The organism is Tabrizicola flagellatus, assembly GCF_046295235.1.
Taxonomy (GTDB): domain Bacteria; phylum Pseudomonadota; class Alphaproteobacteria; order Rhodobacterales; family Rhodobacteraceae; genus Tabrizicola; species Tabrizicola flagellata_A.
In genome coordinates this window covers 33,381-60,319 of sequence record NZ_JBKBLV010000017.1, presented here as the reverse complement: position 1 = coordinate 60,319, position 26,939 = coordinate 33,381, and the positions used below count along the sequence as shown (strand labels likewise).

28 protein-coding genes, 1 tRNA gene and 5 pseudogenes are annotated in these 26,939 nt (G+C 66.5%); 19 read left to right on the top strand and 15 right to left on the bottom strand.

The features are described 5' to 3' along the window. Positions 1 to 49 precede the first annotated feature (49 nt). The 10 genes and pseudogenes from ACK4IU_RS09495 to ACK4IU_RS09450 form a co-directional block, all read left to right on the top strand. Positions 50 to 1,077, top strand: a pseudogene (locus ACK4IU_RS09495) (IS3 family transposase); the annotation flags it as partial. A gap of 36 nt (positions 1,078 to 1,113) precedes the next feature. Then, positions 1,114 to 1,743: pseudogene (gene cybH, locus ACK4IU_RS09490) on the top strand (Ni/Fe-hydrogenase, b-type cytochrome subunit); the annotation flags it as partial. Between the two features lie 241 nt (positions 1,744 to 1,984). Continuing rightward, on the top strand, positions 1,985 to 2,797 hold the full coding sequence (locus ACK4IU_RS09485) for a class I fructose-bisphosphate aldolase (RefSeq protein WP_409734230.1): 813 nt from the start codon (positions 1,985 to 1,987) through the stop codon (positions 2,795 to 2,797). A 2-nt stretch (positions 2,798 to 2,799) separates the two neighbouring features. After that, positions 2,800 to 3,948: a Gfo/Idh/MocA family protein gene (locus tag ACK4IU_RS09480; RefSeq protein WP_409734227.1), complete on the top strand. Its 1,149-nt coding sequence runs from the start codon at positions 2,800 to 2,802 to the stop codon at positions 3,946 to 3,948. Continuing rightward, on the top strand, positions 3,945 to 4,595 hold the full coding sequence (locus tag ACK4IU_RS09475; protein ID WP_409734224.1) for a D-lyxose/D-mannose family sugar isomerase: 651 nt from the start codon (positions 3,945 to 3,947) through the stop codon (positions 4,593 to 4,595). The genes ACK4IU_RS09480 and ACK4IU_RS09475 overlap by 4 nt, the downstream gene beginning before the upstream one ends. Then, a complete protein-coding gene (locus tag ACK4IU_RS09470; RefSeq protein ID WP_409734221.1) occupies positions 4,592 to 5,629 on the top strand; it encodes a carbohydrate kinase family protein in 1,038 nt (345 codons plus the stop codon). Before ACK4IU_RS09475 ends, ACK4IU_RS09470 begins: the two co-directional genes overlap by 4 nt. Before the next feature lie 24 nt (positions 5,630 to 5,653). Next, positions 5,654 to 6,616, top strand: a complete 963-nt coding sequence (locus ACK4IU_RS09465; protein ID WP_409734218.1) for a substrate-binding domain-containing protein — start codon at positions 5,654 to 5,656, stop codon at positions 6,614 to 6,616. A gap of 57 nt (positions 6,617 to 6,673) precedes the next feature. Continuing rightward, complete coding sequence (locus ACK4IU_RS09460) at positions 6,674 to 8,194, top strand: sugar ABC transporter ATP-binding protein (RefSeq protein WP_409734215.1); 1,521 nt, start codon at positions 6,674 to 6,676, stop codon at positions 8,192 to 8,194. Positions 8,195 to 8,197: 3 nt separating this feature from the next. After that, a complete protein-coding gene (locus ACK4IU_RS09455) occupies positions 8,198 to 9,148 on the top strand; it encodes an ABC transporter permease (protein ID WP_409734212.1) in 951 nt (316 codons plus the stop codon). Continuing rightward, entirely contained in the window at positions 9,145 to 10,125 is a 981-nt protein-coding gene (locus ACK4IU_RS09450) for a hypothetical protein (protein ID WP_409734209.1), read from the top strand. Before ACK4IU_RS09455 ends, ACK4IU_RS09450 begins: the two co-directional genes overlap by 4 nt. Before the next feature lie 19 nt (positions 10,126 to 10,144). On the opposite strand, the gene ACK4IU_RS09445 is transcribed toward ACK4IU_RS09450, so the two are convergent. From ACK4IU_RS09445 to ACK4IU_RS09425, 5 genes and pseudogenes are all read right to left on the bottom strand, one after another. Continuing rightward, a complete protein-coding gene (locus ACK4IU_RS09445; protein ID WP_409734206.1) occupies positions 10,145 to 11,149 on the bottom strand; it encodes a LacI family DNA-binding transcriptional regulator in 1,005 nt (334 codons plus the stop codon). A gap of 220 nt (positions 11,150 to 11,369) precedes the next feature. Further along, positions 11,370 to 11,600 (bottom strand): SDR family oxidoreductase, encoded by a 231-nt coding sequence (locus ACK4IU_RS09440; protein WP_409734203.1) that lies wholly within the window; start codon positions 11,598 to 11,600, stop codon positions 11,370 to 11,372. Then, complete coding sequence (locus tag ACK4IU_RS09435) at positions 11,549 to 12,163, bottom strand: SDR family NAD(P)-dependent oxidoreductase (RefSeq protein WP_409734200.1); 615 nt, start codon at positions 12,161 to 12,163, stop codon at positions 11,549 to 11,551. Before ACK4IU_RS09435 ends, ACK4IU_RS09440 begins: the two co-directional genes overlap by 52 nt. Before the next feature lie 38 nt (positions 12,164 to 12,201). Continuing rightward, positions 12,202 to 12,324, bottom strand: coding sequence for a hypothetical protein (locus tag ACK4IU_RS09430; RefSeq protein WP_409734197.1), 123 nt, complete (start codon positions 12,322 to 12,324; stop codon positions 12,202 to 12,204). A 64-nt stretch (positions 12,325 to 12,388) separates the two neighbouring features. Beyond that, positions 12,389 to 13,181: pseudogene (locus tag ACK4IU_RS09425) on the bottom strand (DDE-type integrase/transposase/recombinase). Positions 13,182 to 13,356: 175 nt separating this feature from the next. Between ACK4IU_RS09425 and ACK4IU_RS09420 the strand changes: the two are divergent. Continuing rightward, entirely contained in the window at positions 13,357 to 14,085 is a 729-nt protein-coding gene (locus ACK4IU_RS09420; protein WP_409734194.1) for a hypothetical protein, read from the top strand. 7 nt (positions 14,086 to 14,092) lie between these two features. Here ACK4IU_RS09420 and ACK4IU_RS09415 read toward each other — a convergent pair whose 3' ends face one another. The 9 genes from ACK4IU_RS09415 to ACK4IU_RS09375 all read right to left on the bottom strand — a co-directional run bounded on the left by ACK4IU_RS09415 (position 14,093) and on the right by ACK4IU_RS09375 (position 21,003). Further along, a complete protein-coding gene (locus tag ACK4IU_RS09415) occupies positions 14,093 to 15,235 on the bottom strand; it encodes a low temperature requirement protein A (protein ID WP_409734191.1) in 1,143 nt (380 codons plus the stop codon). Positions 15,236 to 15,239: 4 nt separating this feature from the next. Beyond that, positions 15,240 to 16,061 (bottom strand): aldo/keto reductase, encoded by an 822-nt coding sequence (locus ACK4IU_RS09410; RefSeq protein WP_409734188.1) that lies wholly within the window; start codon positions 16,059 to 16,061, stop codon positions 15,240 to 15,242. A gap of 5 nt (positions 16,062 to 16,066) precedes the next feature. Beyond that, positions 16,067 to 17,017, bottom strand: a complete 951-nt coding sequence (locus ACK4IU_RS09405; RefSeq protein ID WP_409734185.1) for an SGNH/GDSL hydrolase family protein — start codon at positions 17,015 to 17,017, stop codon at positions 16,067 to 16,069. Between the two features lie 49 nt (positions 17,018 to 17,066). Beyond that, entirely contained in the window at positions 17,067 to 17,804 is a 738-nt protein-coding gene (locus ACK4IU_RS09400; RefSeq protein ID WP_409734182.1) for a type 1 glutamine amidotransferase domain-containing protein, read from the bottom strand. Positions 17,805 to 17,816: 12 nt separating this feature from the next. Next, the gene (locus ACK4IU_RS09395; protein WP_409734179.1) at positions 17,817 to 18,371 is read right to left on the bottom strand and encodes an antibiotic biosynthesis monooxygenase; all 555 of its coding nucleotides are present in this window, start codon (positions 18,369 to 18,371) and stop codon (positions 17,817 to 17,819) included. After that, a complete protein-coding gene (locus tag ACK4IU_RS09390) occupies positions 18,364 to 18,738 on the bottom strand; it encodes a GFA family protein (RefSeq protein ID WP_409734176.1) in 375 nt (124 codons plus the stop codon). Before ACK4IU_RS09390 ends, ACK4IU_RS09395 begins: the two co-directional genes overlap by 8 nt. A 76-nt stretch (positions 18,739 to 18,814) precedes the next feature. Beyond that, positions 18,815 to 19,630 (bottom strand): type 1 glutamine amidotransferase domain-containing protein, encoded by an 816-nt coding sequence (locus tag ACK4IU_RS09385; protein WP_409734173.1) that lies wholly within the window; start codon positions 19,628 to 19,630, stop codon positions 18,815 to 18,817. A 26-nt stretch (positions 19,631 to 19,656) separates the two neighbouring features. Next, on the bottom strand, positions 19,657 to 20,367 hold the full coding sequence (locus tag ACK4IU_RS09380; protein ID WP_409734170.1) for an SDR family oxidoreductase: 711 nt from the start codon (positions 20,365 to 20,367) through the stop codon (positions 19,657 to 19,659). 3 nt (positions 20,368 to 20,370) lie between these two features. Further along, entirely contained in the window at positions 20,371 to 21,003 is a 633-nt protein-coding gene (locus tag ACK4IU_RS09375) for an NADPH-dependent F420 reductase (protein WP_409734167.1), read from the bottom strand. A gap of 74 nt (positions 21,004 to 21,077) precedes the next feature. Here ACK4IU_RS09375 and ACK4IU_RS09370 point away from each other — a divergent pair. The 5 genes and pseudogenes from ACK4IU_RS09370 to ACK4IU_RS09350 all read left to right on the top strand — a co-directional run. Further along, positions 21,078 to 21,269 (top strand): annotated as a pseudogene (locus tag ACK4IU_RS09370) (LysR family transcriptional regulator); the annotation flags it as partial. 3 nt (positions 21,270 to 21,272) lie between these two features. Continuing rightward, on the top strand, positions 21,273 to 22,043 hold the full coding sequence (locus ACK4IU_RS09365; protein WP_409734280.1) for a LysR substrate-binding domain-containing protein: 771 nt from the start codon (positions 21,273 to 21,275) through the stop codon (positions 22,041 to 22,043). Between the two features lie 11 nt (positions 22,044 to 22,054). Continuing rightward, positions 22,055 to 22,378 (top strand): DUF2793 domain-containing protein, encoded by a 324-nt coding sequence (locus tag ACK4IU_RS09360; protein ID WP_409734164.1) that lies wholly within the window; start codon positions 22,055 to 22,057, stop codon positions 22,376 to 22,378. Next, complete coding sequence (locus tag ACK4IU_RS09355; RefSeq protein WP_409734161.1) at positions 22,359 to 22,787, top strand: type 1 glutamine amidotransferase domain-containing protein; 429 nt, start codon at positions 22,359 to 22,361, stop codon at positions 22,785 to 22,787. Before ACK4IU_RS09360 ends, ACK4IU_RS09355 begins: the two co-directional genes overlap by 20 nt. A 179-nt stretch (positions 22,788 to 22,966) precedes the next feature. Continuing rightward, positions 22,967 to 24,091: pseudogene (locus ACK4IU_RS09350) on the top strand (IS5 family transposase). 252 nt (positions 24,092 to 24,343) lie between these two features. On the opposite strand, the gene ACK4IU_RS09345 reads toward ACK4IU_RS09350, so the two are convergent. Then, positions 24,344 to 24,434 (bottom strand) — tRNA-Ser (locus tag ACK4IU_RS09345). A gap of 234 nt (positions 24,435 to 24,668) precedes the next feature. Here ACK4IU_RS09345 and ACK4IU_RS09340 point away from each other — a divergent pair. From ACK4IU_RS09340 to ACK4IU_RS09330, 3 genes are read left to right on the top strand one after another with little or no spacing between them, the layout of a single operon-like run. After that, on the top strand, positions 24,669 to 25,112 hold the full coding sequence (locus ACK4IU_RS09340) for a YeeE/YedE family protein (protein ID WP_409734158.1): 444 nt from the start codon (positions 24,669 to 24,671) through the stop codon (positions 25,110 to 25,112). Between the two features lies 1 nt (position 25,113). Beyond that, positions 25,114 to 25,545 carry a DUF6691 family protein gene (locus ACK4IU_RS09335; RefSeq protein ID WP_409734155.1) on the top strand — a complete coding sequence of 144 codons (432 nt, stop codon included), beginning with the start codon at positions 25,114 to 25,116 and terminating at the stop codon, positions 25,543 to 25,545. A 14-nt stretch (positions 25,546 to 25,559) separates the two neighbouring features. Next, positions 25,560 to 26,441, top strand: a complete 882-nt coding sequence (locus ACK4IU_RS09330) for an MBL fold metallo-hydrolase (RefSeq protein ID WP_409734152.1) — start codon at positions 25,560 to 25,562, stop codon at positions 26,439 to 26,441. Positions 26,442 to 26,939 lie beyond the last annotated feature (498 nt).

Genomic DNA, 26,939 nt, shown 5'->3' with positions numbered 1-26,939 from the left:
TCAAGGGAAAGGGGAACTCCGACCATCACGCGATTTGCGCAACAAAGCCCTTTCGACCCTGAACAAATGGGTGACGGCTAACCGCGACACGGATGTGGTATCGCCCGAGGATCGCGAGCTTGCGCGGGAGAACGAACGACTTCGGCGCGAGAACCGCATCCTCAAGGAGGAGAGGGATATCCTAAAAAAGGCCACCCAGTTCTTCGCGAGCCAAAAGCCATCAGGTTTCGGTTCGTCGAAGAACAGCGTGGTGCCTTCCCGATCGACCGGCTATGTCAGGTCATGAACGTCAGCCCTCGCGGGTTGCGGGCTTTCCGCAGCCGCCCGGCCAGCCGCAGACAGCGCACGGATATGGTTATTCTGGCGCATATCAGGGAACAGTCGCATCTGAGCTTGGGCAGCTACGGCCGCCCACGAATGACCGAAGAACTGAAGGAGGTCGGTGTCGATGTCGGGCACCGGCGCGTCGGTCGCCTGATGCGCGAAAACGAGATTACCGTTGAAAGAACGCGCAAGTTCAAGGCGACCACAGACAGCGATCACACGTTCAACATCGCCCCGAACCTGCTGGATCGCGACTTCAAAGCAGATCAGCCGAACCAGAAATGGGCGGGCGACATCAGCTACATCTGGACCCGTGAGGGTTGGCTGTATCTGGCGGTGATCCTCGATCTGCATTCCCGGCGTGTCATTGGTTGGGCAGTCAGCAATCGCATGAAGCGTGACCTGGCGATCCGGGCCCTGAAAATGGCCATCGCTTTCCGAGTGCCACCCAAAGGCTGCATCTTCCACAGCGATCGCGGCAGCCAATACTGTTCGCATGACTACCAGAAGATCCTGCGCCAGCATGGCTTCAAAGTCTCCATGAGCGGCAAAGGTAATTGTTATGACAATGCGGCCATCGAGACGTTCTTCAAAACCATCAAGGCCGAGCTCATTTGGCGGCGGTCATGGGCAACCCGGCGGCAAGCTGAGATGGCAATCTTCAAATACATCAACGGGTTCTATAATCCGCGACGACGCCATTCAACACTGGGCTGGAAAAGCCCGGTCGCCTTCGAGCGGAAAGTGGCTTAAACGAGCACTCGGGGCGGCACAAATACGTGACAAGACCACTGGGTCAATGCCGCCGCGATCACCGTGCTGATCGTCTCGGGCTATTTCATCGGCTCGCCGCCGCCCTCGATGCAGATCGGCGATGCGACGCAGCAATTCGTGTTCGGCTACATCCGCTTTGCGCATTTCGCCGCCGGCATGGTGCTTACGCTGGGCTTTCTGGGCCGGATCTACTGGGCCTTCTTCGGCAATCACCACGCGCGGCAGTTGTTCTATGTGCCGTTCTGGAGCGGCCATTTCTGGCGCGAGGTGGCGTTCGAATTGCGCTGGTATCTGTTTCTGGAACGCGAGCCGAAGAAATACATCGGCCACAACCCCCTGGCGCAAACGGCGATGTTCTTCTTCATCACGCTTGGCGTCGGTTTCATGGTCGTCACCGGCCTCGCGCTTTACGCCGAGGGCGCGCAGGAAGGCAGCCTGACGCATCACCTGTTCGGCTGGGTGCACGGGCTCACCTGGAACAGCCAGCGGCTGCACACGCTGCATCACCTTGGCATGTGGTGGATCGTGATTTTCAAGATCATCCACATCTACGTGGCGATCCGCGAGGATATCATGAGCCGGCAGTCCATCGTCTCGACGATGATCTCGGGGCACCGCAGCTTCAAGGACGACCGGCCCGACTGACGCTTGCGGATTTCCTGCCGGTGCGGCCTCGGGCGATTGCCCGGGGCCGCTTTTTCATGCCGGCGGTGCGGCGTGCGCGCGCGTGCCACGCGGTCGGCCGGGTGTGGCCGGGACGCGGCCAGCCTTGCCCCGAACTTTTTGCCATCCCCGAAACGAAAGGCTTTGACAGGCGCGATTTGCGGCGATACTGATATGGAAACGTTTACACAAACGAGGGATAGCCCGAATGAAATCCGCACGCATGAACCGCTTGTTTGGCCCTTCGGGGAACTGTTTCGACGTGGCTATCGACCATGGCATGTTCAATGAAGGCAGCTTTCTGGCCGGGATCGAGGACATGCATGCGGCGATACGGATCGTGGCCGAGGCCCGGCCCGACGCCATCCAGTTGCCGCCGGGCACCGCGCCGATCCTGCAAGCCATCCCTGGCAAGGACCGCCCCGCGCTGGTGCTGCGCACCGACATTGCCAACGTCTATGGCACGCCGCTGCCCTCGGCGCTGTTTTCCGAGGTGATCGACCGGCCGGTGGAGCAGGGCCTGGTGCTGGATGCGGCCTGCGTGGTGGTGAACCTGTTGCAATTGCCCGGCCAGCCCGAGGTCTATCGCGCCTGCATCCGCAACATCAACGCGCTCAAGCGCGAGTGCGAGATCTACGGCATGCCGCTGATGGTCGAGCCGCTGGTGATGCAGGACAACACGCGCGGCGGCTATATGGTCAATGGCGACCTTGCGCAGATCCTGCCGCTGGTGCGGCAGGCGGTGGAGCTTGGGGCCGACATCATCAAGGCCGACCCCTGCGATGACGTGTCCGAATATCACCGGGTGATCGAGATCGCGCAGCGCGTGCCCGTACTGGTGCGCGGCGGCGGGCGGGTGTCGGACGCCGAGATCCTGACGCGCACGCATCGGCTGATGACGCAGGGCGCGCGCGGTATCGTCTATGGCCGCAACGTCATCCAGCACGCCAATCCCGGCGGCATGACGCGGGCGCTGATGGCCATCGTGCACCACGGCGCCACGCCCGAGGCGGCGCTGGCGATGTTGGGGGCGTAAGGATGGGCCGGGTCATCCGCTTCGGCATCATCGGCTGCGGCTTGATGGGCCGCGAATTCGCCAGTGCGGCGGCGCGCTGGATGCATCTGACGAGCATGCGCGCGCGGCCCGAGATTGTGGCGGTCTGCGACGTCAACGAAAGCCTGATGGGGTGGTTTGCCGACCATGTGCCGTCGGTCACGCAGGCCGTCACCGATTATCGCGCCCTCCTGGCCAACCCCGACGTGGACGCGGTCTATTGCGCGGTGCCGCATGTGCTGCATGCCGAGATCTATCCGGCGATCCTGGCGGCAGGCAAGCACCTGCTTGGGGAAAAGCCCTTTGGCATGGATCTGGCGCAGAACCGGGTGATTTCCGCCGCCATTGCCGCACACCCCGAACTGGTCGTGCGCTGTTCGTCGGAAATGCCCTTCTATCCGGGCGCGCAGCGAGTGATCGACTTTGTCCGGTCCGGGGCCGTGGGCGAGGTGATCGAGGTCGAGGCGGCGTTCCTGCATTCCTCGGACATCAACCCCGACAAGCCGATCAACTGGAAACGGATGGTGGGGGTGAACGGCGCCTATGGCTGCATGGGCGATCTGGGGATGCATGTGCTGCATGTGCCGCTGCGGCTGGGCTGGCGGCCCGATGCGGTGTCGGCCAGTCTGATGAAGCGCGTCTCCACGCGACCCGACGGCTCAGGCGCGCGTGTGGCTTGCGAGACCTGGGACAATGCCACGATCACCGGCCATGTGGCGGCGGGCGATTTCCCCCTCGTGCTGAAAACCTGGCGCATCGCGCCGGGCGAATCCAACACGTGGTCGATCCGGGTGCTGGGGATGCAGGGCAGCGCGTTCTTCACTACCAAGCATCCCCGGCAGTGGCAGAAACTGGAATATCGCAACGGCGGCCCGCAGGCCTGGCAGGTCGAGGATCTGGGCTATCAGTCGCTGTTTCCCACCATCACCGGCGGCATCTTTGAATTCGGCTTTACCGACGCAATCCAGCAGATGTGGGCGGCATTTGTCGATGAACTGGCGGGCGGCGATGCGCGCGGCTTTGGCTGCGCCACGCCGGACGAGGCCGCGGCGCATCACGCCATCCTAACTGCAGCGTTGCAGGCCGGCACGACGCGCCAGGTGGTGGCGGTCGATTATGGGGCGGCGGCATGAAGCGGTCAGAGATCAATGCGGCCCTGCGGCAGGCGCAGGCGGTGCTGGCGGCGCATCACTGGGCCTTGCCCGCCTGGGCGGGCTGGGGGGCGGCCGATCATGCGGCCAACCCCGCGCAATCGGCCTATCTGAAGGCGCGGCAACTGGGCTGGGATGTCACCGATTTCGGCTCGGGCGATTTCGCGCGGCGGGGGTTGGTGCTGTTCTGCGTGCGCAACGGCATCCAGGGCGATGCGGCTGAGCGGCCCTATGCCGAAAAGCTGTTGTTTGTCGGGGTCGATCAGGAAACCCCGTTCCATTGCCACAAGGTCAAGCTGGAGGACATCATCCTGCGCGGCGGCGGCACGCTGGTGGTGGAGTTCACGGGCGAAGGCAGCTTTGAACCCGATGCCCCGGTCTGGGTCGATGGGCGGCGGGTGGACGCCTTTGCCGGACCGATCCGCCTGAACGCGGGCGAAAGCGTGACGATTCCGCGCGGGCTGATGCACCGGTTCTGGGCCGAGGGCGCGCCGGCCTTCGTGGCCGAAGTCAGCCAGTGCAACGACGATCACGCCGACAATTTCTTTCTGGAACCGGTCGGGCGCTTTGCCGAAATCGACGAGGACGAAGCCCCGCTCTATCCCCTGTGGAACGAGGCTGCGCGATGAGCGGCAGCCCGGACATGACGCGGCGCGGCATCGCCTGTGCGGGCAACTGGATCGTCGATGTGGTCCACAGCATCGACCATTGGCCGGCGAAAAGCGATCTGGTGCAGATCCATGCCGAGGCCGAGGGCGTGGGCGGCGGCGCCGCAAACGTGGCTCTGGATCTCGCGGCGTTCGATACCGGTCTGCCAGTGTTTGGCGTCGGGCTGTTGGGCCAGGATCGTCACGCCGAGACGGTGCGGCGGGCCTGCGCGGCGGCGGGGGTGGATACGCGCTGGCTGGGCGCGACCGAGGCCGCCCCCACCGCGCATACCCATGTGATGACCGTGCCGGGCGACAGCCGGACCTTCTTTTATCACCCCGGCAGCAACGATCTGCTGGCCGAACCCGAGGTGCCGGTCGAGGACATGGCGGGGCTGCGGCTGTTCTACCTGGGCTATCTCAACCTCTTGGCGCGGCTGGATGCGCTGGACGCGGGCAGCACCGGTGCCGCGCGCCTGTTGGCGCGGGCGCGGGCGGCAGGCCTGACGACCTGCGTCGATCTGGTCTCGCGTGACCACCCGGACTTCCGGGCCTCGGTCGAGGCTGCCCTGCCGCAGATCGACTATCTGTTTCTCAACGAGGTCGAGGCCGCGCGCGCCACCGGCCTTGCGGTCAGCGGTCCCGATGATGCCGCGGGTCTGCTGCGCGCCGCCGATCATCTGCTGATGCGGGGCGTCTGCCGGGCTGTCGTGATGCACACGGCAAATCTGGCCCTCTGGGCCGGGGCGGACGGTCTGCGCCTGACCCGCCCGGCGCTGCCGGTGCCGCCGCAGGACATCGTCAGCCCGGTGGGGGCAGGGGATGCCTTTTGCGCCGGCGTCCTGCTGGCCGTTCACGAAGGCTGGACGCCCGACGTGGCGCTGACCCTTGCCCACCGGGCCGCGGCGGCGGCGCTGCGCGGCGCGACCGCCACCGATGCCATCCCGCCGCTGGCGCGGCTGATGCCCGATCATCCCCCGCTCGGGCAACGGATCATCGAGGGGAAAGAGACGTAAGCAACCTTTCAGGGAGGAAAGACCATGCAACTGACCAAACGCGGCCTTTTGAAAACGACCCTTGCCGTGCTGGCGCTGAGCCTGGGCCAGCCGGTTGTGGCGCAGGACAAGCCGGTGATCGCCTCGGTGGTGTTCCAGGGCGACCAGTTCATGAAATCGCTGCAACGGGGCATCAGGGAAGGTGCCGAAGCGGGCGGTGCCGAGGTGCTGGAGATCAACATCGACGGCGACCAGGCCAAGGAAGCCGAAGCGATCGACACGTATATCGCGCGCGGCGTGCAGGCCATCGTCATTGCGCCCTTGTCGGCCACCAACTCGGCCGGGGCGCTGAAACGCGCCAAGGATGCCGGGATCGTGGTGATCGCGCTGAACGGCGGACTTGAGGATGGCAGCATCGCCGCCGCCACCTTCTCGACCGCCAACGCCGACCTCGGCAAGACCAGCGGCATCGAGGCAGCGGCCTACATCAAGGACAACCTGGGCGGCAGCGCCAAGGTGGGCATCCTAGGCTTCTCGTCGCTCTTGCCGGAACAAAGCGGCCAGCGCACCGGCGGCTTCAAGGAGGCCGCAGCGGTGGGCACCACCATCGAGGTGGTCTCCGAGCAGGACGCCTGGCTGCCGGAAAAGGCCGTGACCGTGGCCACCGACATGATGACCGCGCACCCCGAGATCAACGTGATCTTTGCCGCCAACGAAGGCGGCACTGTGGGTGCGATGCAGGCGGTGCGCAATGCCGGCCGTGCGGGGCAGGTGGCGGTGTTCGGTGTGGACGGGTCGGAACAACTGGCCAAGGGCCTGATGGCGGGCGACAACGTGCTGCAAGCCGTCACGGCGCAATCGCCGGTCGAGATGGGCCGCATGGGGGCAGAGGCTGCGTTGAAGGTGCTGAAGGGCGAGGCGGTCGAGGCGCAAACCACCGTGCCGACGCTGCTGCTGACCCGCCGTGACCCCGCCGCCGTCGAGGCATTCCTCGCCACGCTGCAATAAGTGCAGCCTTTCCCTGCCGCCCATGGCGGCGGCAGGGATCGACGGAAAGGGGGGAGCATGTCCGGTTTCGATCTGGAACTGCGCGGGCTGACCAGGCACTATGGGACTGTGCGCGCGCTGGAGGGGTTTTCGCACCGGTTTGCCGCAGGGCAGGTGCATGCGCTGATCGGCAAGAACGGTTCGGGCAAAAGCACCTTCGTCAAGATGATGTCGGGCGCGGTCGAGCCGACCTCGGGCGAGATCGCGGTGAACGGCACCGCCTTGCGCTTTCGCACTCCGCAAGAGGCGCTGCGCGCGGGCATCGTCACCGTCTATCAGGAACTGAGCCTGGTGCCGGGCCTTTCGGTCGCGGAAAACATCTTTCTGGGCCGGTTGCCGCGCAGGCACGGTCTTATCGACTGGCCGCAGCTTTTTGAGCGCGCGTCCAGGCTGCTGGCCGACATGGGGGCCAGCGACATCGACGCCCGGATGCCGGTCGAACGGCTGTCGCTGGGCCGCCAGCAACTGGTCGAGATCGTCAAGGCCAGCAGTCTGGAGCCGCGGATCCTGCTGCTGGACGAGCCGTCGTCGGCGCTGGCCGCGACCGAGGTGGACAGCCTGTTTGCGCTGGTGCGCCGCCTGCGCGACCGGGGGGTGACGGTGATCTACATCTCGCACCGGCTGGCCGAACTGCCGCAGATCGCCGATACCGTGACCGCGCTGCGCGATGGGCTGTTCGCAGGGTCTGTGCCGATGGCCGAGGCGACGCCGCAGGTCATTCTGGACATGATGTTCGGCGATATACCGCCGCTGGACCGGCCAATCCGCGCGCCGGCCGCCGGTACCCCGGTGCTGAGCGCGCGCAATCTGGCGATGGCACCCTGGCTGACCGATGTCAGTTTCGATTTGGCAGCGGGCGAGGTGCTGGGCATTGCCGGCATGCTGGGGTCGGGGCGCACCGAGCTTTTGCTGGGCCTGTTCGGCGCGCGCCGCTTCGATGCGGGGCGAGTTGTGCTGCTTGGGCGGGATGTTTCGGACGATGACCTGCCGGCGCGCAAGGCAGCCGGGATGGCCTATACGTCCGAAGACCGCAAGCACGCGGGGCTGGTGCTGGACCATTCGGTGCATGCCAATCTGTCGCTGGCCTCCTTGCGCCAGATGGCCCTGCGCGGCTTTACCTCGCTGGGCCGCGAGCGCCCGCATGTTGCCCGCCAGATCGCGGACCTTCAGATCAAGGTGGCCGACCCGATGCTGCCGGTGGCCAGCCTGTCGGGCGGCAACCAGCAAAAGATCGTGGTGGGCAACTGGCTGAACACCGCGCCGCGCGTCTTGCTTCTGGATGAGCCGGGGCGCGGCGTGGACGTGCAGGCCAAGCGCCAGATCTACCGCATCATCTGGGATCAGGCTGCGCGCGGCGTGTCCAGCATCGTCGTGTCCACCGAACTGGAAGACCTGGCCGAATGTTGCGACCGGGTGATCGTCCTGCGTGGCGGGCGCATCACCGCAGAGTTCACCGGCGCGGCGCTTGAGCCCAAGTCGCTGTATGCCGCCACGATGACCCCTTTGGCGCAAGCCGAACCCGTAACCGAGAAAGCCTGAGCCATGTCGAACCTGCTGCGCCAGCATTCCATGCTGCTGATCCTGATCGCGTTCTATATCCTGGTGGCCCTGACCGGGCGGGGGTTTCTGACGCTGGACAACCAGTTGAACATCCTGCGCAATGTGGCTGTGCCGGGGATGATCGCCTTCGGCATGGCGCTGGTGATCATCGTGGGCGAGATCGATCTGTCGGTCGGCTCGATGGTGGCGGTGTCGGCCTGCATCACCGCCTGGATGGTCGATTGGCTGTCGGGCGGCGCATTCGAGGCATCTGTGTGGGTGGTGGGGGCGGCGATGCTGACAACGGTCGGCTTTGCCGCCGCGGTGGGCTGGTTCAACGGACTTCTGCGCCAGAAGATCGGCGTGCCGACGTTCATCTCGACATTGGCCATGATGGCGACGTTGGCGGGGATGGCCAACCTGATCACCGGCGGCGCACCCATCGAGAGCTTTCCGTCCTGGTATTACGTCATCGGCTCGGGCCGGCTGTTCCATGTGCCGGTGCCGGTTTATCTGCTGATGCTGGCCTTTGTGCTGACCTGGGTGTTGACCAACCACACCGCACTGGGGCGCGAGATCTATGCCGTCGGCGGCAACATCGAGGCGGCGCGGCTGTCGGGGATCAACGTCTGGCGGGTCAAGACGATCTGCCTGATGATAACCTGCGTGTTCGCGGCGATCGGCGGCATCGTCTATTCCTCGCTGATCAACTCGGGCAATTCCACCATCGCCCGCGGACTGGAGCTTGAGGTGATCTCGGCCGTCATCATCGGCGGGGTCAGCCTGTTCGGTGGCAAGGGGTCGATCTGGGGGGCCTTTGTCGGCGTGCTGTTTCTCGGGGTGTTGTTGAACGCGATGACGTTGTGGGGGTTCAACCCCTATGCGCAGCAAGTCGTCAAGGGCGCGCTGATCCTGGGCGCGGTGCTGGTGAACTTTGTGATCGACCGCAAATGATGCCAAGGTTGGACTGGGACGGCGGCACGGTCGGCCTGCAAGCCTTGGGCGCGATGCTGGACGGCCTGGCGCTGGATTTGCCGGACGGGCGCAGGGTGCATCCGTTGCACACTGCCCCTTGGGCCGATGAAGCAGGGGCCGATGCGCTGCCCGGCATCTTGCGGCGGTTGCGCGGTGAATGGCCCTGCGTGCCGTTCGGAGCCGACGACCCGGCCCCCTTGCCCGACCGCTGGCAGGTGGGGCAAGGCGCCCCGCACGGCCTGCCGCACGGGTTCGCCGCCAACGAGGTCTGGCGGGTCTGGCGCGACGAAAACCGGCTTTGCGCCGACATCCGCTATCCCGAGGATCACCCGGTTGCGGCCCTGACACGTAGCGTGGCCCCTTGTGCGGGCGGGGTCGAGATGACGCTCACCATCATCCCCCGGCGCGATTGCCGGCTGCCGGTGGCCGTGCATCCGGTGTTCCGGCTGCCCGTCCCCCCCGGCAAGGCCCTCCTGAACCCCGGCGCGCATGGCCTGATCTGGACCCATCCGGCGCAGTCCCCCGATCCCTGTCCGCTGCGCCCGGACAGCACCGCCACGTCGTTGGCCACCCTGCCGGGGCGCGATGGCGGCACGGTGGACATGACGCATCTGCCCCTGGCGCAAGCCAGCGAAAGCCGCATCCTGCTGACCTGCGCCAGTGGCCGCTTTGCGCTCGACAATCCGGCCGAAGGCTACAGGGCTGTGCTGGACTGGGACAGCACCGCCTTTCCGCATCTGATGCTGTGGGTCAGCAACCGTGGCCGCGCCGACGCGCCGTGGCAGGGGCGGCATCTGGCGCTTGGGGTCGAGCCGTGCTGTGCGGCCTTCGACCTTGGCACCGCGATTTCGGCGCAGGACAACCCGCTGACCCGATCCGGCGCTGCGACGGCTATCGCCTTGCAGGCCGGATCGCCATGGAGAACGTCGTATCGGATTGGTGTCGAGCCGTTGTAACCCCGGCCGACGCGCCCGGTCAGACCCGGACCGGGGCGGTCGTGCCGCGTTCCACCAGCCGCAGGCTCAGGTCGGTGGCATCAGCTTCGGTCGGTGAACGGCCCGCCATCAGGCCGCAAAGCCGGGCCACCGCCACCCGGCCCAAAGCCCGCAGCGGCTGGGCCACGGTGGTCAATGGCGGAATGACGTAGCGGGCCGCCGGCAGATCATCAAAGCCGATCACCGAAATATCGCCCGGCACCGACAAGCCCTGCGCCACAACCGCGTGCACGGCACCGATTGCGGCAATATCCGTGGTGCCGATGATGGCGGTGGGCGCAGCCCCACCCGCCAGCATCGCCAGCGCCAGTTCGCGGCACTCCTCGAACGTGTGCACCCGGCCCAGATGCACCGCAAGCGGGGACAGGCCCTCCAGCGCCAGTTCCTCGGTCACGCCGCGCAGGCGGTCCTGGATCGGCGCGCTGTGCTCCGGCGCCCCCACCACGGCAATCCGCCGGTGGCCTAGCGCACGCAGGTGCCGCACCATCATCCGCCCGCCCAAGGCATGATCCGAGGTGACGGTCACGTCGGTGATGCCCGGCAGGGTCCGGTCCAAGGCCACCACGGGGATGCCCTTTTCCACCAGCCGCCGATACGGCCCGCCGTCTGATCTGACACTGACCGCCAGCACGCCATCCACGCGTTGTGCAAGCAGCGCCGAGATATACTGCATCTCCCGCTCCTGGCTTTCGGCGGTCGAGCAGATGATGGCGTGATAGTCGCGGGCAAACAACTCTTGCTCCAGCGTATGGGCAAGGATGCCGAAGAAGTGCACATCCAATGCCGGCACCAGCACCCCCACCACCCGGCTGGTGCCGCGGCGAATCAGGCGCGCGCCGGCGTTGGGGGTGAATTGCAACTCGTGCATCGCCTGTTCAATCCGGGCTCGCGTGTCGGCGCGCACATAGCCGCTGTCATTCAGGGCGCGCGATACCGTGGCAATCGACGTGCCCGCACGTTTTGCGATATCGCGGATCCCGGTCATGTGCCACCACTCCTGCCTGTTCAAGCCTTTGATTGGCATGGACCCGCTGCGGATGTCACGCGCGGAGTTGCCCGGCAAAATTGCCATCCCTGTCTTTCGGGCAGATGTGAAACGCAAGACGTCAGTTCTCAGGCGACAGATCGGCAGCTTTCGGGTGGCGTGCGTCTGGCGCAGGCATGCACGCCATCAACAGAGCCGGGGCAGCTCAGGAAGTTTCCTCTCAGATCCAGTCACCATCTATCGTGAATTCCTGGCCCGAGCACATCGCGCTGTCGTCCGAGGCCAGAAAGAGCGCCAAGGCAGCAACGTCTTCCGGGCGGATCGTGCCTACGAGCGACTGCTTCTGATGAAGCAGCTGTTCCCCTTCTGCGTGGAAGTGATCCCGCAATTGCCGTTCGGTCAGAACCCAACCGGGAACGATCGTGTTGATACGAAGATGGTGTTCCCCCATCTCCTGTATGAAAGACCGTGTAAGACCGTGTAAGACCGTGTAAGACCGTGAATTGCGGCTTTGGCGGTGGTATAGGCCGGCATCGTGCCATATTTCGCCTTCCACGAGATGGAGCCGAGGTCGATGATCGAACCGTGTTCGCGCGCGATCATGCCGGGAGGCACCGCTTGAATTGCAAAAAACGCGGGGCGCAAGTTGATGGCCATCGCGTTGTCCCACTCGGCGCAGGTCAGGTCTCGCCAATCTTGGCGACTGTCATTCGCCACGTTGTTCACCAGCACGTCGATCGTGGCCCAGCGGTCTGCGGTGTTTCTAAGGGCCTGTTGCAAGGCATCGGTGTCGCGGACATCGACCGGGTCAAAACGGGCTTCGTGTCCTGCTGCGCCTAAACTTGCCGCCAGGGCTTCGCCCTCCGGTATTGCAATGTCGCAAAAGCCCACCCGCATACCCTGACGCGCGAAGGGTGTGACCATGGCACAGCCAATGCCCGTCGCGCCGCCGGTGACAAAAGCTGTCCGGCCCTTCAGCCCGGGATAAATGGCATTTGGCAGCGGTCGGTTCATGGGAAGTGTCCTTCAGTGGGATAGGTCATCCGATCCGTTCACCTCGCCTTGCGGCGCATCTTCGCTTGGAACGCGATGACCAGGGCCGCGAGGCCAAGGGTCAGGACCAAAAGTATGGCCAGAACGGCGTTTGCGGCCGGGGTGATGCCAAGTCGGGTCATGCCCCACAGCCGCACCGGAAAGGTGCTTTCAGTTCCGGTCAACAGCAACGTGATCAGCGTTTCGTCAAACGGGACTGCGAAACACAGCACTGCGGCGGCGGCGGCAGTGCTGCCGCGGAGGTTCTGCGTTTCGGGCTGTCGAGGTCGGATGGGCGAGGCCGTAGGCCCATTCGCGCAGCAGGGTCTGGATGAACCGCTCGGCCTTGCCGTTGGTCTTCGGCGTGTAGGGCCGGGTGAAGATGTGGCGATGGCCAGCAGTCGCAGCGCCTTGGCGAAGCGGCGGGAGCGATAGGCGCTGCCGTTGTCGGTCATGACCCGTTCGACCCGGATGCCCTGGTCGCGGAACCAGCGCAGGGCGCGCAACAGGAAGCCGGTGGTCGTGATCTTGCGCTCGTCGCCCAGCACCTCGACATAGGCGAGCCGGGTGGCGTCATCCACGGAGACATGGACGAAGTCCCAGCCCGCGCCCCGGCTGCGGCATCCCAGCCTCGTGCCGGTGACGCGGTGGCCGGGCTGGTCGAACCGGCCCAGCTTCTTGATATCCAGATGGATCAGCTCGCCCGGCCGCGCCCGCTGATAGCGGCGCACCGGTTCGGGCGGGTCGATCTGCGCCAGCCGCCCAAGCCCTTCGCGCCGCAGCCAGCGCGCCACCGTCGAGCCGGCCAGGCTCAACTTTGCGGCAATCGCCGCCCCCGTCATCCGCAGCGTCCGACGCAGATGCCCGATCACCGCCGCCGTCGCCCTCTCCAGCCGCCCGCGCGGAACCGGGCCAGCCATTTGCGCACGGTGCGGACGGACACTGCGAAGGCCGCCGCCACCTGCGCCGCGGTCTCGCCCGCCGCGATCCGCAAGACGATCTCTACTCGACTGTAAACGGTGAGACGGGCATTCTGATGTCGGTGGCGTGGGTGAAGCCTTCCGGCTGCTCGGGGATCTGGCGCGGGAAGTCTGGTCGCGTATCGGTCTCCTCCGCCTACTGGCAAGGCGGCCGTGTATGCCCGTAACCGAGCGGGGGCCCCTTGGATCGACGTGATGCGCCCCTCCGGCCGAGACTTCCCGCTGCAACCGCATTTCGGGGTCAACCGGATCGCCAACTGGTCGCCATCTGTCACCAGCACGATCACCACCGAAGGCTTGCCCGTCACGTCGGTCGGTACCGTGTCAACGCCCACGCTGGCCGCCACAAACCTGGCCGCCAGCATGCGCCGCTGGCGGCTGACTTCGGCGGCGGTGGTGGATTCGGCCGCAGAACAGCGTTCTGCCGGATGGGCCTGCTGGCGCGGCAACGCTGCGGGCCTCGGTGGCTGGACCTTCGTCACTCGGATTTCGCTTACGACACTTCAGGCGACGGGCATGGGCTTTTTCGGCCTCTACGGTTCCATCGCCGCGCTGACGACCACACTGACGCTGGCCACGGCCATCAACTGCATCGGCATCGGTTTCCAGCGCGGCTCCCACACCCGCTGGCAATTGGTGACGAACGACGGCACAGGTGCGCCGACGCTGACCGACATGGGGACGAGTTTCGCCATCGCGACGGGTGGTGTCCTGACCATGTTCATCGCGGCACCGCCCAATGGCAGTTCCGTCTGGGTGCGGGTGGTGGACGAGGTTTCGGGCGCGGTGTTCGAGCAGGAGATCACGGTCGATCTGCCAGCGAACACGCAGTTCTTGTCACCGCGGCTGTTCATGAACAACGGGGCAACGGCGGCAGCAGTCGCTTATGACTGCTCGGGGGTGTATGTCGAGACCGACTTCTGACGATGTTTCAGGCTTGGTTTGCAGCGACAGCCAGACGCTGGTTCAGGAGAATTGATGCGACGATCTGAGCGGCGGCCATGGCGACCAGACCGCCGAGAAGGAAAGGCGCCGTCCTGACCAAGGCCGGCATCGCGGTGGCGGCCAGTGCGATCAGGACGTATGGCCAGCCGCTGGTCAAGGGTCGGCGGTATGTTGCGAGCGAGATGGTCGTAACGCCTGCCATGGCAAGGGCGGCGCCGATGGAATAGACCCATGGTGACGCCCCCACCAGCGCCGTGTGATGCGCCAGATACACGGTTCCCCCGCCGAGGCTGGCGATCCCGAGGTAAAGCGGGATGTGACCGTAAGCCCATAGACGCAGGTTGCGGCCCGCTGCTTCATCCCGGATGTGCCGTTCGGCCATGCCGCGCGCGCGTTGGAAATAGCCGATCCAGTAGAGAAAACCGAGAGCGGCGCCAAGCAGCGCCACCGCCAGGGTGTCGCCGTGCAACTCGGATCCGTGATCCAGCGCATGCACCGCTGCCGCCGCCGTTTCGCCCAGCAGGATGATGGTAAAAAGGCCGAAGCGTTCGGGCAGATGTTCGGGATGCGGTGGGGCGCGATGGGTTTCGCGCGCGACGAGGAAGGGGGTCACGACGTCAACCGAAAGAGCCGCGGCCCAAAGCGCGGTGCGCAGCGCCGGGTCGGCCCAGATCGACCCGGCCCAAAGCACCGCCTGCCCCCCGTAGATCACCCCATAGATCGTGCAGAGCCGCGCCAGCCCCGGCCGCGTCCTCTCGCGCAGGTAGCCCAGCATCAGAAACGCCTTGAACGCGGCCACCCCGCCGGCAAAGGCCCAGGCCCGCGCACCCAGGGCATCCCCGGCCCCATAGGCGATGAACACCACCGCCAGCATCTGCGCAAAGCCCACCGCCCATTGGTCGGGGCGATCCTTGTCAAAACGGCTGGCGTGAAAGGTATGCCCCAGCCAGAGCCACCACAGGACGAGGAACAGGAAGGTGAACTCCAGCGCGCCCTGCCAGTCGTAGTGCTGCGACAGCCGGCCGGCCAGCGCGGCGACAGCGACGACAAAGACAAGATCGAAGAACAGCTCGAACCACGTCGCCTTGCGTCCGTGGTCGTGGGTCAGGATTTGGGATGTCGGGGTCATGATCTCAAACGATGGTTTGCGGGTTCCAGCCGGTGACGAGGTTTTCCTCCAGCGCGTCCAGCGCGGCGGTGTCCTCGGCACTCAGGCTCAGGGCCGAAAGGGTGATGTTCTCGGCGATCCGCGCGGGGCGGACCGATTTCGGCAGGACGGCCGCGCCGGTATCGAGTCCCCAGCGCAGCAGCACCTGCGCCGGGGTGGCCGCGTGCTGGCCTGCGATGCGCGCCAGCACCGGATGGTCGAGCCTGCGGCCCTTGGTCAGCGGTGAATAGGCGGCGACGGCAACGCCGGCCGCCCGGCAGACCGCCCGCACCTGGCGTTGTTGCAGGAAGGGCGACAGTTCGATCTGGTTCACCGCCGGCATCACCCGCGCACTGTCCAGCAGCTTTTGCAGGTGGCCGGCCATGAAGTTCGACACGCCGATGGCGGGCAGTTCGCCGCCTAGATGCATGTCTTCCAACACCCGCCAGGCGTCGCGGCGAACCTCCGGTTGCGGCCAGTGCAACAGCACCAGATCGGGCGTGAAGCCGAGTGCGGCGATCGAGGCCGCAACCGATCCGGCCACCCGGTCCGGCGCCATGTTCGCCGGGGCGACCTTGGTGGTGACAAAGACCTGCGCCTTGCCTACTCTGCTGTCCCGGATCGCGCGGCCCACCTCGCCCTCGTTGCCATAGACCTGCGCGGTGTCGATATGGCGATAGCCGGCCATCAGCGCCGCTGTCACGGCGGCAATGGTGTCGTCGGGCGTGGCCCGGAACACGCCGAGGCCGACGGCGGGCATGCTGGCACCGGTGTTGAGCGGGATCGGGGGCAGTGCATCCTGGGTCATGGTCCTCATCCCTTCTGCCCCGCGGCAACGCGCAGCGCGACAAGCGCGTAATCGGCGATGGCGCGGTGCACCTGCGGGCCGGCCGAGACCGCCCAGAAGCTGAAATAGGCGTTCGGGTCGCGCCCCTCGGGCACCGGGCGCGCAGGCGCCAGCGGATTGGCGAAGTCGATGATGTCGTAGGGCAGATAGGCTTCGTCGAACACGGTGATGCCCAACTCGCCCGCGCGGGCAAAGGCCGAGCCGAAGGCCGCAGCGCCGTCGAGCACGGTCACCTGCCCGCCGTTCGTTGACAGTTCCGGCGCCCATGCGCGGATGCCCGCGTTCAACTCCTCGGTCGCCGCGGTGGCGCGGGCGGCCTTGTCGGTGCCGGCATAGATCGCGGTCGCCCCCATGTCGGGCATGGTGCCCACCAGGATGTGCCGCGCGCCCGCGCCGATCAGGCGAAGGGCGGCGGCGCGGAGGTTGGCGGCGGGCGGTTCGGCGGCGATGTCGGGCTGGCCGTAGTCCAGCCAGTTGCCGATATCGTGCCCGCCGGCCCAGAGGATGTAGAGCGCCTCAGGGTCAGCCGGCCCCGCCGCCAGCGCCGCCTCGACCTGCCCGCGCAGGCCGGGCAGCGGCACATCGGCGGCCAGGCCGAGGGCCGCGCGCAGGGGTTCGTTGATGTTCCACCAGCCGGTGATGGCGCCCCCCATGGCGTGATTGTCGCGGGCCTCCAGCGGCACGCCCGACAGGGCGGAAAGGTGCTCGACCCAGGTCGGCCCGCCGGTCCAGCGGCCTGCGGCAAAGGGCGGGCTGGGCGGATAGCGATAGTCAGTCAGCGGGCCCCAGCGGCCCTGATCGGACAGGCCGTCGCCAAAGACGACGAAACGGGAATAGGGCAGCATCGGATCGGCCTTTGCCTGAGGCACCAGCGCAAGCGCCAGCGCGGAGGAGAGGAGGATACGGCGGGAGATCATGGATCGGCCTTTCGGATATGGGGCGGGCCGGAACCCGCCCCCTTGGCCGTCAGCGGCCCAGCGTCTGCACCACCAGCTCGGCGGCCGCCCCGCCCGAGAATTGCTGCTGGCCGGTGATCAGGTTGCCGTCGCGCAGCGCGAAGGGCTTGAACATCGAATTGACCACGAAGTTGGTGCCTTCGATCTTCTTCGCCTCTTCCTCGATCCAGAAGGGCTGGATCTTCTGGCCCACCCAGGCATCGGCAAAGGCCTCTTCGCTGTTGGCGAACCCGGTCCAGGTCTTGCCCTTGACCAGGAGATCGCCGTTCGAGAGCCGGGTTTTCAGCAGGATGCAGGTGCCGTGGCAGACGATCGACACGATCTTGCCCGCCTCATAGGCCTTGGCGACGAAGGCGTGCAGCGCCGCATCGTCGATCATCGTCACCATCGGCGACTGCCCGCCCGCCAGGAAGATCGCGTCATAGGCGGTCGGGTCCACCTCGGCGATGGACTTGGTGCCCTTCAGCAGTGCCGCGTGTTTTTCCGACTTCTTGAAGCCGAGCGAGATCAGGTCGTGGGCGGAATAGCCGCTGGCATCCTCGGGGTCCGAGAACCCGTCGGCGACGAGATCACCACCCTTGGCGCTGATGATCTCGACCTCGTAGCCGGCTTCGGTGAAGGTCCAGTAGGGGTGGGTCAGTTCGGCCCACCAGAAGCCCACGGGCCAGCCCGTGGTGGGCGAGGTGCCGGGATTGGCGGCGATCATCAGGACTTTCTTCTTCGCGTGCACGTCGATGGAGGCAGACATTTGGCAATCCTTTCAGAGGGTTTTGGAGGAGGGATAGATGAAGCGCGCGATCAGCGGCGTCAGGCGCGGCATGATGACGTAGGTCATCAGCGATACCTGGATGGTGACGGTCACCAGCACGCGCAGGGCCAGCGGCCAGCCGGTCATCAGCGGGCCGAGGATCAGGTTGAGGATCAGCACCAGCACGAAGACCACCGCGATCAGCACCAGCGCCATGCGGTGCGGGCTGGGCTGCGGCACCTTGGTGCCCGGCGGCGGGTCGAACCAGAATTCGAGGCCCGTCATCCGCTGCCAGGCGGCATCGGCAGCGAACATGTCCGACGCCTCGGCCAGCATCTGTGCACGAAAGCCTGACCGCTCGAACACCTCCAGATGTTCCAGACTGTCGAAGCGGAACACGCTGCGGTATTCGCCGCCGGGTTGGGCGGGGCGGTGGAACTCGGCACCCAGATACCCCTCAAACTTCTCCGCCGCCCCGCGTGTCAGGCGTTCCAGCCAGACCTCGTAATCCTTCTCGCGCCCTGGCTTGACCTTGCGGCGCACGACGATGGTGACGGGATCACTCATGATGCACCTCCGGCAGGGCATACCAGTCGGGTTTCGACTGCGCCCAGAGGTTGCGCATCAGGTGCCGCCCGGTCGGCCCGTCGATCAGCCCGGCCGAGACCAGCCAGCGGCCCGGCTGTTCCTTGACCACCCGCGCGCCGCAGGTGCCGCAGAACGCGCGGCGGCTGGCGGGCGAGGACTGATACCAGACCAGCGCCGCCGCCCCCTCGACCCCGATGGCTTCGCGGGGGGCGGCAACGAAGGCGTTGAAATTGCCGTGCATCTTCTGGCAGTCGCCGCAGTGGCAGGCCATCACGCCCGACGCCTCGGCAGGCAGCGTCAGCCGCACGGCGCCGCAATGGCAGGTGGCGGTGAGGGTCTGGGTCATGGGCTTGTCTCAGGATGTGAACGGGTTTGGTTTGCCACGGGTCCGGCGGCAGTCGGGCCGCCGGACCAGCGCTGTCTCAGGATGCGAGCTGTTCGAGGATCAGCCGCGCCACCGACCCGCCCGAGTTCTGCTGCTGCCCGGTTATCAGGTTGCCGTCGGCCACGGCATAGTTCGCCCACATGCCGCGGTCGGTGTAGTTGGCCCCGCGCTCGCGCATCGCCGGTTCCACCCACCAGTTGAAGAGCTTCGCGCCCAGCACCTCATCGACATAGGCATCCTCGGCGGCCGAGAACCCGGTCACGGTCTTGCCCGCGATCAGGTAGCTGCCATCGTCCAGCTTCACATCGACCAGCGCCGAGACGCCATGGCACAGCGCCGCCGTCGGCTTGCGCGCGTCGTAGAAGGCGCGGATCAGCCCTTGCAGGGCCGTGTTCTCGCGGAAGGTGAACATCGGCGCCTGCCCACCCGCGACGATGATCGCGGCGTGATCGGCCGGGTTGATGTCGGCCAGCGCGGCGGTGGCATCCAGCAGCGGCGCATGTTTCGGCGAGGTCAGGAAGCCCAGCGAGACGAAGTCCTGCGCCGAATAGCCCGACTCGTGGCGCGGGTCGGAATAGGCATCCACCGTCACCCGCCCGCCTTGCAGGCTGGCGATCGTGATCGCGTGGCCGTGGGCGACGAGTTCGGCGTAGGGATGCGTCAGCTCCGCCGCCCAGAAGCCCAGCGGAAAGCCCATCGTCGGATGCGCGATCTCGTTCGCCACCACGATCAAGATGTTGCCGGGGGCGGCGGCGGGGGCATCGGCGCGGGCCTTGGTGACAAGGGGCAGCGTGCCGGCGGTCAAGGCCACGGCGGGGGCCGCGGCAAGGAAGGTTCTGCGGGTCAGGGTCATGTTGGTTCTCCTTGAAGGGGTGATAGTCACCGCGCCAGATGCGCGCCGCCGTCCACGTCAAGCGTGGCGCCGGTGAGGAAGGGGTTGGCGGCCGCCAGCAGGATCGCCTGCGCGATATCCTCGGGCGCGCCGATGCGGCCTGCGGGCAGGCGCGCGGCGGTGGCGGCGAACATGCCGTCGCGGGCGGCCTCGGGCAGGCCAGCATAGGCCTCGGTCGCGGTCATGCCGGGCGAGACGGTGTTGACCCGGCGCGGCGCCAGCTCCACCGCCAGCACCCGCGCCATCGCCTCGAGCGCGCCGTTCACCGCCGCAAGGCCCGAGGTACCGGGCAGGGCCGCCCGCGCCGCCGCCCCGGTGACCAGCGTCACCGATCCGGTGGCGGCCAAGTGCGGGGCCAGCGCCCGGATCACCCGCCAGTAGCCCCAGAACTTGGCGTCGAAAGCGGCGCGCAGGGCGTCCTCGCTCACCTCGGCAAAGGGCCCCCAGGCGACGGCGTCTGAGGCCGACAGCACGAGATGGTCAACCGCGCCGATGCCGTGGGCCAGAGCCGCGACCGAGGCCGGTTCGGTGAAGTCGAGCACGACGCCCGCCGCGCCTTCGGGCCGCGCGTCCAGGCTGGCGGCGCTGCGCCCGGTGACGGTGATGCGCGCGCCTGCGGCGAGGGCCGCCGTGGCGGTTGCCCGGCCGATGCCCTTGGTGCCGCCGATGATCAGGATATGGGTGTTGGTCAGAGTCATCGCTCAGCCCTCCACCGCCGCGAAGGCCCAATTGCGGCCCTTGCCGCGGAACAGCGCCTGATTGATCCAGACCATGCCGAAGGGCTCCAGCAGGCGGGATTTGGTGATGTCGCCCGCGTCCAGCGGCTCGAACCCGAGGTCAGCCAGCAGGGCCGCGACCTGCGCCTTGGCAGCGTCATTGTCGCCCGCCATGAACATCACCGGGCGATGCGGCAGATGGGCGTTCTGCGCCATGATCTCGGCGCCGACCTGGTTGAGCGTCTTGACCACCTGCGCGCCCGGCAGCCAGCCCGCGACCATCTCGCCGCCGCTGGTGGCGTGGCCGATGGTCAACCCCAGCGCGCCAGCGACCATGCCCAGAGGGTTCATGCAGTCGATCACCACCTTGCCCGAAAGGTCGCCCAGCGCCTTGACCGCGCCTTCGGCCACGCCCCAGGGCAGCGCGAGGATCACCAGATCGGCGCGTGCTGACGCCTCTGCGGGAAAGGCGACGCCCGCGCCCGTCTCTGCGGCGAGCGCCTTCACCTCAGCATCGTCCGGGCTGCGCGCACCAAGGGTCACGGCATGGCCCTTGCCCTTCAGTCCCCGGGCGATGGCACCGCCGACATTGCCGGTGCCGATGATCGCGATCCGCATATGATTTTCTCCTTGCTTCATTCGATGAAAGGAAGATATGCGCGAAACGAAAGAAATGGTAACGAATAGCTCTCATGTCTGACTTAAGCACATCCGAACTCAGGTGGCTGGACCTCACGCTTCTCCTCGTGTTCCTCGGCCTTCTGCGTCACCGCAAGGCGCTGGACGTGGCGGCTGACCTGGGCCTGACGCAATCCGCCATCAGCCAGTCGCTGAAACGCCTGCGCGACATCTTCGGGGACGAGCTGTTCCTGCGCCGTCCGCACGGGATGGACCCCGCCGCGACCGCGCTGGCCCTGGAGGCACCGGTGGCGGCGGCGGTCGATGCCCTGCGCGGGGCACTCGGTGCGGCGCGGGCCTTTGACCCCAGCACCGCGACGGGGCTGGTGCGGATCGCGGCACTGGATGCCGAACAGGCGGTGCTGATCCCGCCGTTGGCCGCGAGGCTGCACACCCGCGCGCCGGGGTTGACGCTGACGGTGCTGCCGGTCGGGCGCGCGGCGGCGATGGAGGCGCTGGCCGAAGGCCGTGCCGATCTGGCCCTGGGGTTCATCTGGGAGATGCCCGAGGCCATCCGCAGCGAACGCCTCTACGACGAAGGCTTTCTGGTCGCCGGCCGGCCCGAGGTTCTGCCGCATGCGCCGAAGCTGGACCTCGACACCTATTGCGCCGCCGACCACGTGCTGATTTCCCCCGGCGGCGATCTGCGCGGTGTGGTGGACGACCAGTTGGCCGCCATGGGCCGCGCGCGCCGGGTGGTGCTGGGCCTTCCGGCCTTCCTGCCCGCACTGGCCGCCGTTGCCGCCGTGCGCGCGCTGGTGACGCTGCCCGCCCGCGTGGCACAGGCCTTCGCCCCCGGCTTCGGCCTTGTCAAGCGCACGCTGACCAGCACCACGACCTCCGTCCTATATACCGCCGCCCAGCAGACTGCCGATTGGGGTGCGCCGCTCGGGCCCGGCCAAACGCTTGTGATCCGCATCTACCAGCTCTCGAACCGCCTTGGCCGCGGCACGCCCGCCTCCGTGACCCTCCAATTCTGACGGGATTTCCCATGTCCGACACCACGACCCATTTGGGCTTGCCTTACCTCCTGGCCGCCCAGGCGCAGAAGCATGTCACCCACAACGAGGCGCTGCGGCTGCTCGACGCCATGGTGCAGATCTCGGTCCTCGACCGCACGCGCACCGCGCCGCCCGCCAGCCCGGCAGACGGCGACCGACACCTCGTGGCCTCGGGCGCCACCGGCCTCTGGGCCGGGTGGGACCTGAACATCGCCTTCTGGGTGGACGGCGCATGGCTCCGCCTCGTCCCGCGCACCGGCTGGCTCACGTGGGTCGCGGCCGAGGGTCGCCGAGGTGGACCCGACCGCCTATGACGCGATCTTCCTCGCGGGCGGGCAATCGCCTATGGTCACGATGATTGACGACGCAGCCCTGCACGCCTTCGTGGCGAAAGCCTACGAGGCGGGCAGGATCGTCTCGATCGTCTGCCACGGCACATGCATCCTCTTGAAGACCCGGCTGTCGAACGGCGACCTTCTGGTCAAGGGCAAGACCTGGACGGGCTTTGCCAACAGCGACGAGGCGTTCGCCGACGCCTGGGTGGGCCGGAAGATCCAGCCCTTCTGGATCGAGGAAGAGGCGAAGAAGATCGAGGGCACCAACTTCGTCGTCAACTCGATGTTCAAGCCCTTCGCCCTGCGCGACGGCAACCTGATCACTGGCCAGCAGCAGTTCTCGGGCGGGGCAGCGGCAGAGCTCGTCGTCCAGACGCTGGGCTGCTGAGACCAGACGCGCGGGCCGCACCCCGGCCCGCGCCACCTCCGAGAGAGCTTCCCATGCCGACCCGCCGCTTCCTTCTGTCCACCGAGCACGCGCTTGCGCTGGTGCCCCCTGCAAAGGCTCTGTTGTACAAATCGGCTGAGTGGATTCATCTCGTGAATCCAGTCTGGTAGCTGCGGTGCATGAGCAGACCGCCCCCCCGAGCGACAAGACCGGGAACTGGCCCGCCTGTAACAATGCGCTGAAGAGCCGAGGCTCGCTGGCGATCTGGTTCGACCCCGCCATGACCTGGGTGGCCGCGCCCACCGGCAAGTGTGGCCGCCAGCCCGCTTGGGGCGACGCCGCGATCCAGACCTGCCGGACCATGAAAGTGCTGTTCGCCATGGCGCTGAGGCAGACGACCGGGTTCGTCGAAAGCCTCTTGCGCCTGATCGGTCTGGACTGGGCCGTTCCCGACTTCAGCACGCTGTCGCGGCGCCAGAGTGAGATGGGACCGTGGCCGCAGTGCGGCCGCGTAGGCCCATCGAACACTGAAAGTCAACATCTCCTACCGCGGCTTGGACGGCCCGCTGCACCTCTTGGTCGACATCGAGCCACGGGAACGCCACTGGTCCGAGTGACCATGGCGAGGGGGATCAAGGTGGAAGGCGAAGGGGAGTGGAACGCCCGCAAGCATGGGGGCACGAAGCGCCCCTCGCAATGGTTTTTCGAACCGGTGGCGAACCCGTAGCTCGACTGGCGCAAGATCCGCATCGGGATCGACGCGATGGAGGAAGATCAGGAAACGGTCCAGTGGACCGTTTCTCCGACGACGGCTGGAAATCCGGGCGGCCGAGATCACCACCAGCGACGTGGGCGATGTCGAGCCGGTGAGTGCCACCGGTTCGCGCGAACCGCCGAGGGATGCTGCCCCAACTGCTCGACCAGATCCCGCCCGAGCAGGAGATCGCCTCCGTCACCGCCGATGGTGCCTTAGACACCCGCAAGTGCCACGACGCCATCGCCGCGCGCGGTGCCGCAGCGATCATCCCACCCCGCAAGAACGCCAAGCCGTGGCGCCCCCCCGGTGCCATCGCCCGAAACCAAATCCTGAGGACATCGAAGCGCGTCGGTCGCACGATCTGGCAACGATGGAGCAGCTATCGCCGCCGAAGCCGCGCAGAGACCACGATGCACGCGGCAAGCTACCGGGGCCGCGCCTCTCTGCCCGCAACTTCGACCGTCAGGTCGCAGAGTTCCAGGTCCGCGTCGCCGTGCTCAACGGCTTCACAGCGCTCGGAGCACCCATCACAGAAGCCGCCGGATAGGGCTGTGCAGGGAAAGGGGAACCCCGCCCATCAACCGATTTGCGCAACAGAGACGGTTTCCGGTCCCAAGGATTTGGCAACCCGACCAAATGCCGCGGTGTGAGCATCCTGAAAGCCCAGCTCTTCCCCGCACCTCGGAGCCGGATCAGATAGCGCATGTCGTCCTTGCTGTCCGTCATATGGTGCATTCTGGACAAAAAACTTATGGACATCCGCAGGATTTCTCTTGCTAAATCTTATATTTAGTGGTGATGGCGGAGACGAAGGGATTCGAACCCTCGAGACCCTTTAGAGGTCTGCGCCCTTAGCAGGGGCGTGCCTTCGACCACTCGGCCACGTCTCCGCCTGCCCGTCTATTGGGGAATTCAGCGAAGGGCAAGGGGAAAGGCACTCCGGTTTGCTGGGTTCCAGGACCGGTGACGGACGCGATCCGGTCAGCCGACAATCAGTCAGCGGGCGATAGCGTGGCCCGCCAGAGCGACGACCCGGACCAAGCAAGCCGCAGCCCAGGAAAAAGCCTGCATGACAGGCCATGGATTCCCAAGCGAAATTCCCTAGATACTGCAAGGAAACCAGAATGGCGGAACCTATGACAACAGATTTCACTCCCTGGAGCGCATTGGCAGGCGGCGCTCTGATCGGACTGGCGGCAGTTCTGATGATGGGTCTGCACGGTCGGATCATGGGGGCCACCGGCATACTTGGAGGGCTCCTGCGCCTGGGGAACCCCCAGGACTGGGCACTGCGGGCGGCCATCGTCGCCGGCATGGCATCCGGGCCGCTGGCCTTCTTCCTGCTGTCGGGAAACGCTGCCCAGATCAGCCAGCCGGTGTCTCTGGCCGAAATCGTGCTGGGCGGTCTGATCGTCGGGATAGGCGTCAGCTATGGCGGAGGCTGCACCTCGGGCCATGGCGTCTGCGGCATTGCGCGCCTATCGCGCCGCTCGCTCGTGGCGACCGCCTGCTTCATGGCCGCGGCCATCACCACCGTCTTCGTTGTGCGCCACGTTGTAGGAGCCTGACATGCGCCTTGTCTCAGCCTTCGCAATCGGCCTGATCTTCGGTCTCGGCATCAGCATCTCGGGCATGATCGACCCCGCCAAGGTGCTGAACTTCTTCGATCTTGCCGGAACCTGGGACCCGAGCCTCGCTTTCGTGATGGCGGGGGCCCTCGCCGTCGCCATCCCGGGCTACCGACTGGTGCTCGGACGTCCGCTTCCGACGCTCGCCCCCCGTTTCGAACTGCCCGAAACCCAACATATCGACCAGCGGCTGATCCTGGGGTCGGCCGCCTTCGGGATCGGCTGGGGCATCGCCGGCTATTGTCCGGGTGGTGCGTTGCCCGCGCTTGGCACCGGGGAGGCTTCGGTTTTCGTCTTCGTCGCGGCACTGATCGCCGGAATGCTTGCAGCCCGGTGGCTACAGGCCCGCTATCCCGCCCGCAAACCCGCCTGACAGCTGGAGGCAACATGACCATAACCCCTGACATGTCCGTCAAGCCCGAGGTGACCGGCTTCTTCGATCCGGCAACCAACACCATCAGCTATGTGGTGAAGGACCCGGGTTCCAACGCCTGCGCGATCGTCGACTCTGTCATGGACATCGATTATGCCGCCGGGCGCATCACCTATGACCACGCCAACGAGATCATCGCCCATGTCCGGGAAAAGGGGCTGAAGGTGGAGTGGCTGATCGAGACCCATGTCCACGCCGACCACCTTTCGGCCGCGCCCTACATCCAGAAGCAGCTGGGCGGCAAGATCGGCATCGGCCGCAACATCACCATCGTCCAGGACACCTTCGGGAAGATCTTCAACGAAGGGACCGAGTTCCAGCGCGACGGCTCGCAGTTCGACCGGCTGTTCGACGATGGCGACACCTACCAGGTCGGAGGCATGCGCTGCATCGCGATGCACACTCCCGGCCACACGCCCGCCTGCATGACCCACATCATGGGCGATGCGGCCTTTGTCGGCGACACGCTGTTCATGCCCGACGGAGGCTCGGCCCGGGCGGATTTCCCGGGCGGGGATGCGGGCCAGCTGTACGACAGCATCCAGAAGGTGCTCGCCCTGCCGGACTCGATGCGGCTTTTCATGTGCCACGACTATGGCCCGAACGGACGCGACATCCGGTGGGAAACCACGGTGGGCGAGGAAAAGACGCACAACATCCACATCGCAGGCAAGTCGCGCGAAGAGTTCATCGCGCTTCGCACCGCCCGCGACCGGACGCTGGCCATGCCAAAACTCATCATCCCGTCCCTGCAGGTGAACATGCGCGCCGGCGACCTGCCTCCGCCCGACAAGGACGGGAAGCGCTTCCTCAAGGTTCCGATCAACGGGCTCTAGGCCGCCCCAAAGCTGGCCTGCGAATGGTCTGGCACCGGGCACTCCGGGCCGGACCGCCAAAAGGCCGCCACGCGCCCATGACCTGATCGGCGTCAGGCTTTGCTCCGGTTCTCAGCGCGACGCAAACCTTGGGCACCAGAGCGCCGCCCCGTCGCGGCAGGCGGTCGTCAGGTCGAGGCCGCACCACCGCGAAACCGTTCCGCGACAGCCTCCGGATGGACTCGGGAATTTCACGGTCCCGTCCATGACAGGCCAGTGTCAAGACCGCCGGGGCAGGCACGGCGGCACATCCGGCCGCCGCCCCGGTCCGGGATTGCCCGAAGGATCAAGACCCCGTGGCGGTCGAGGTCGGCGCGGCCTGTTCCTCTTCGTCGTTCCCGCAGGCCAGCGCGCAGAGCAGCACGATGCCGACCACGACCGGGACGATCCACCCGGAACGCGGCGTTTCCGCGACAACCTCGGGCTGACCCTCTTCCTCGACGACGACCGGACCACCGG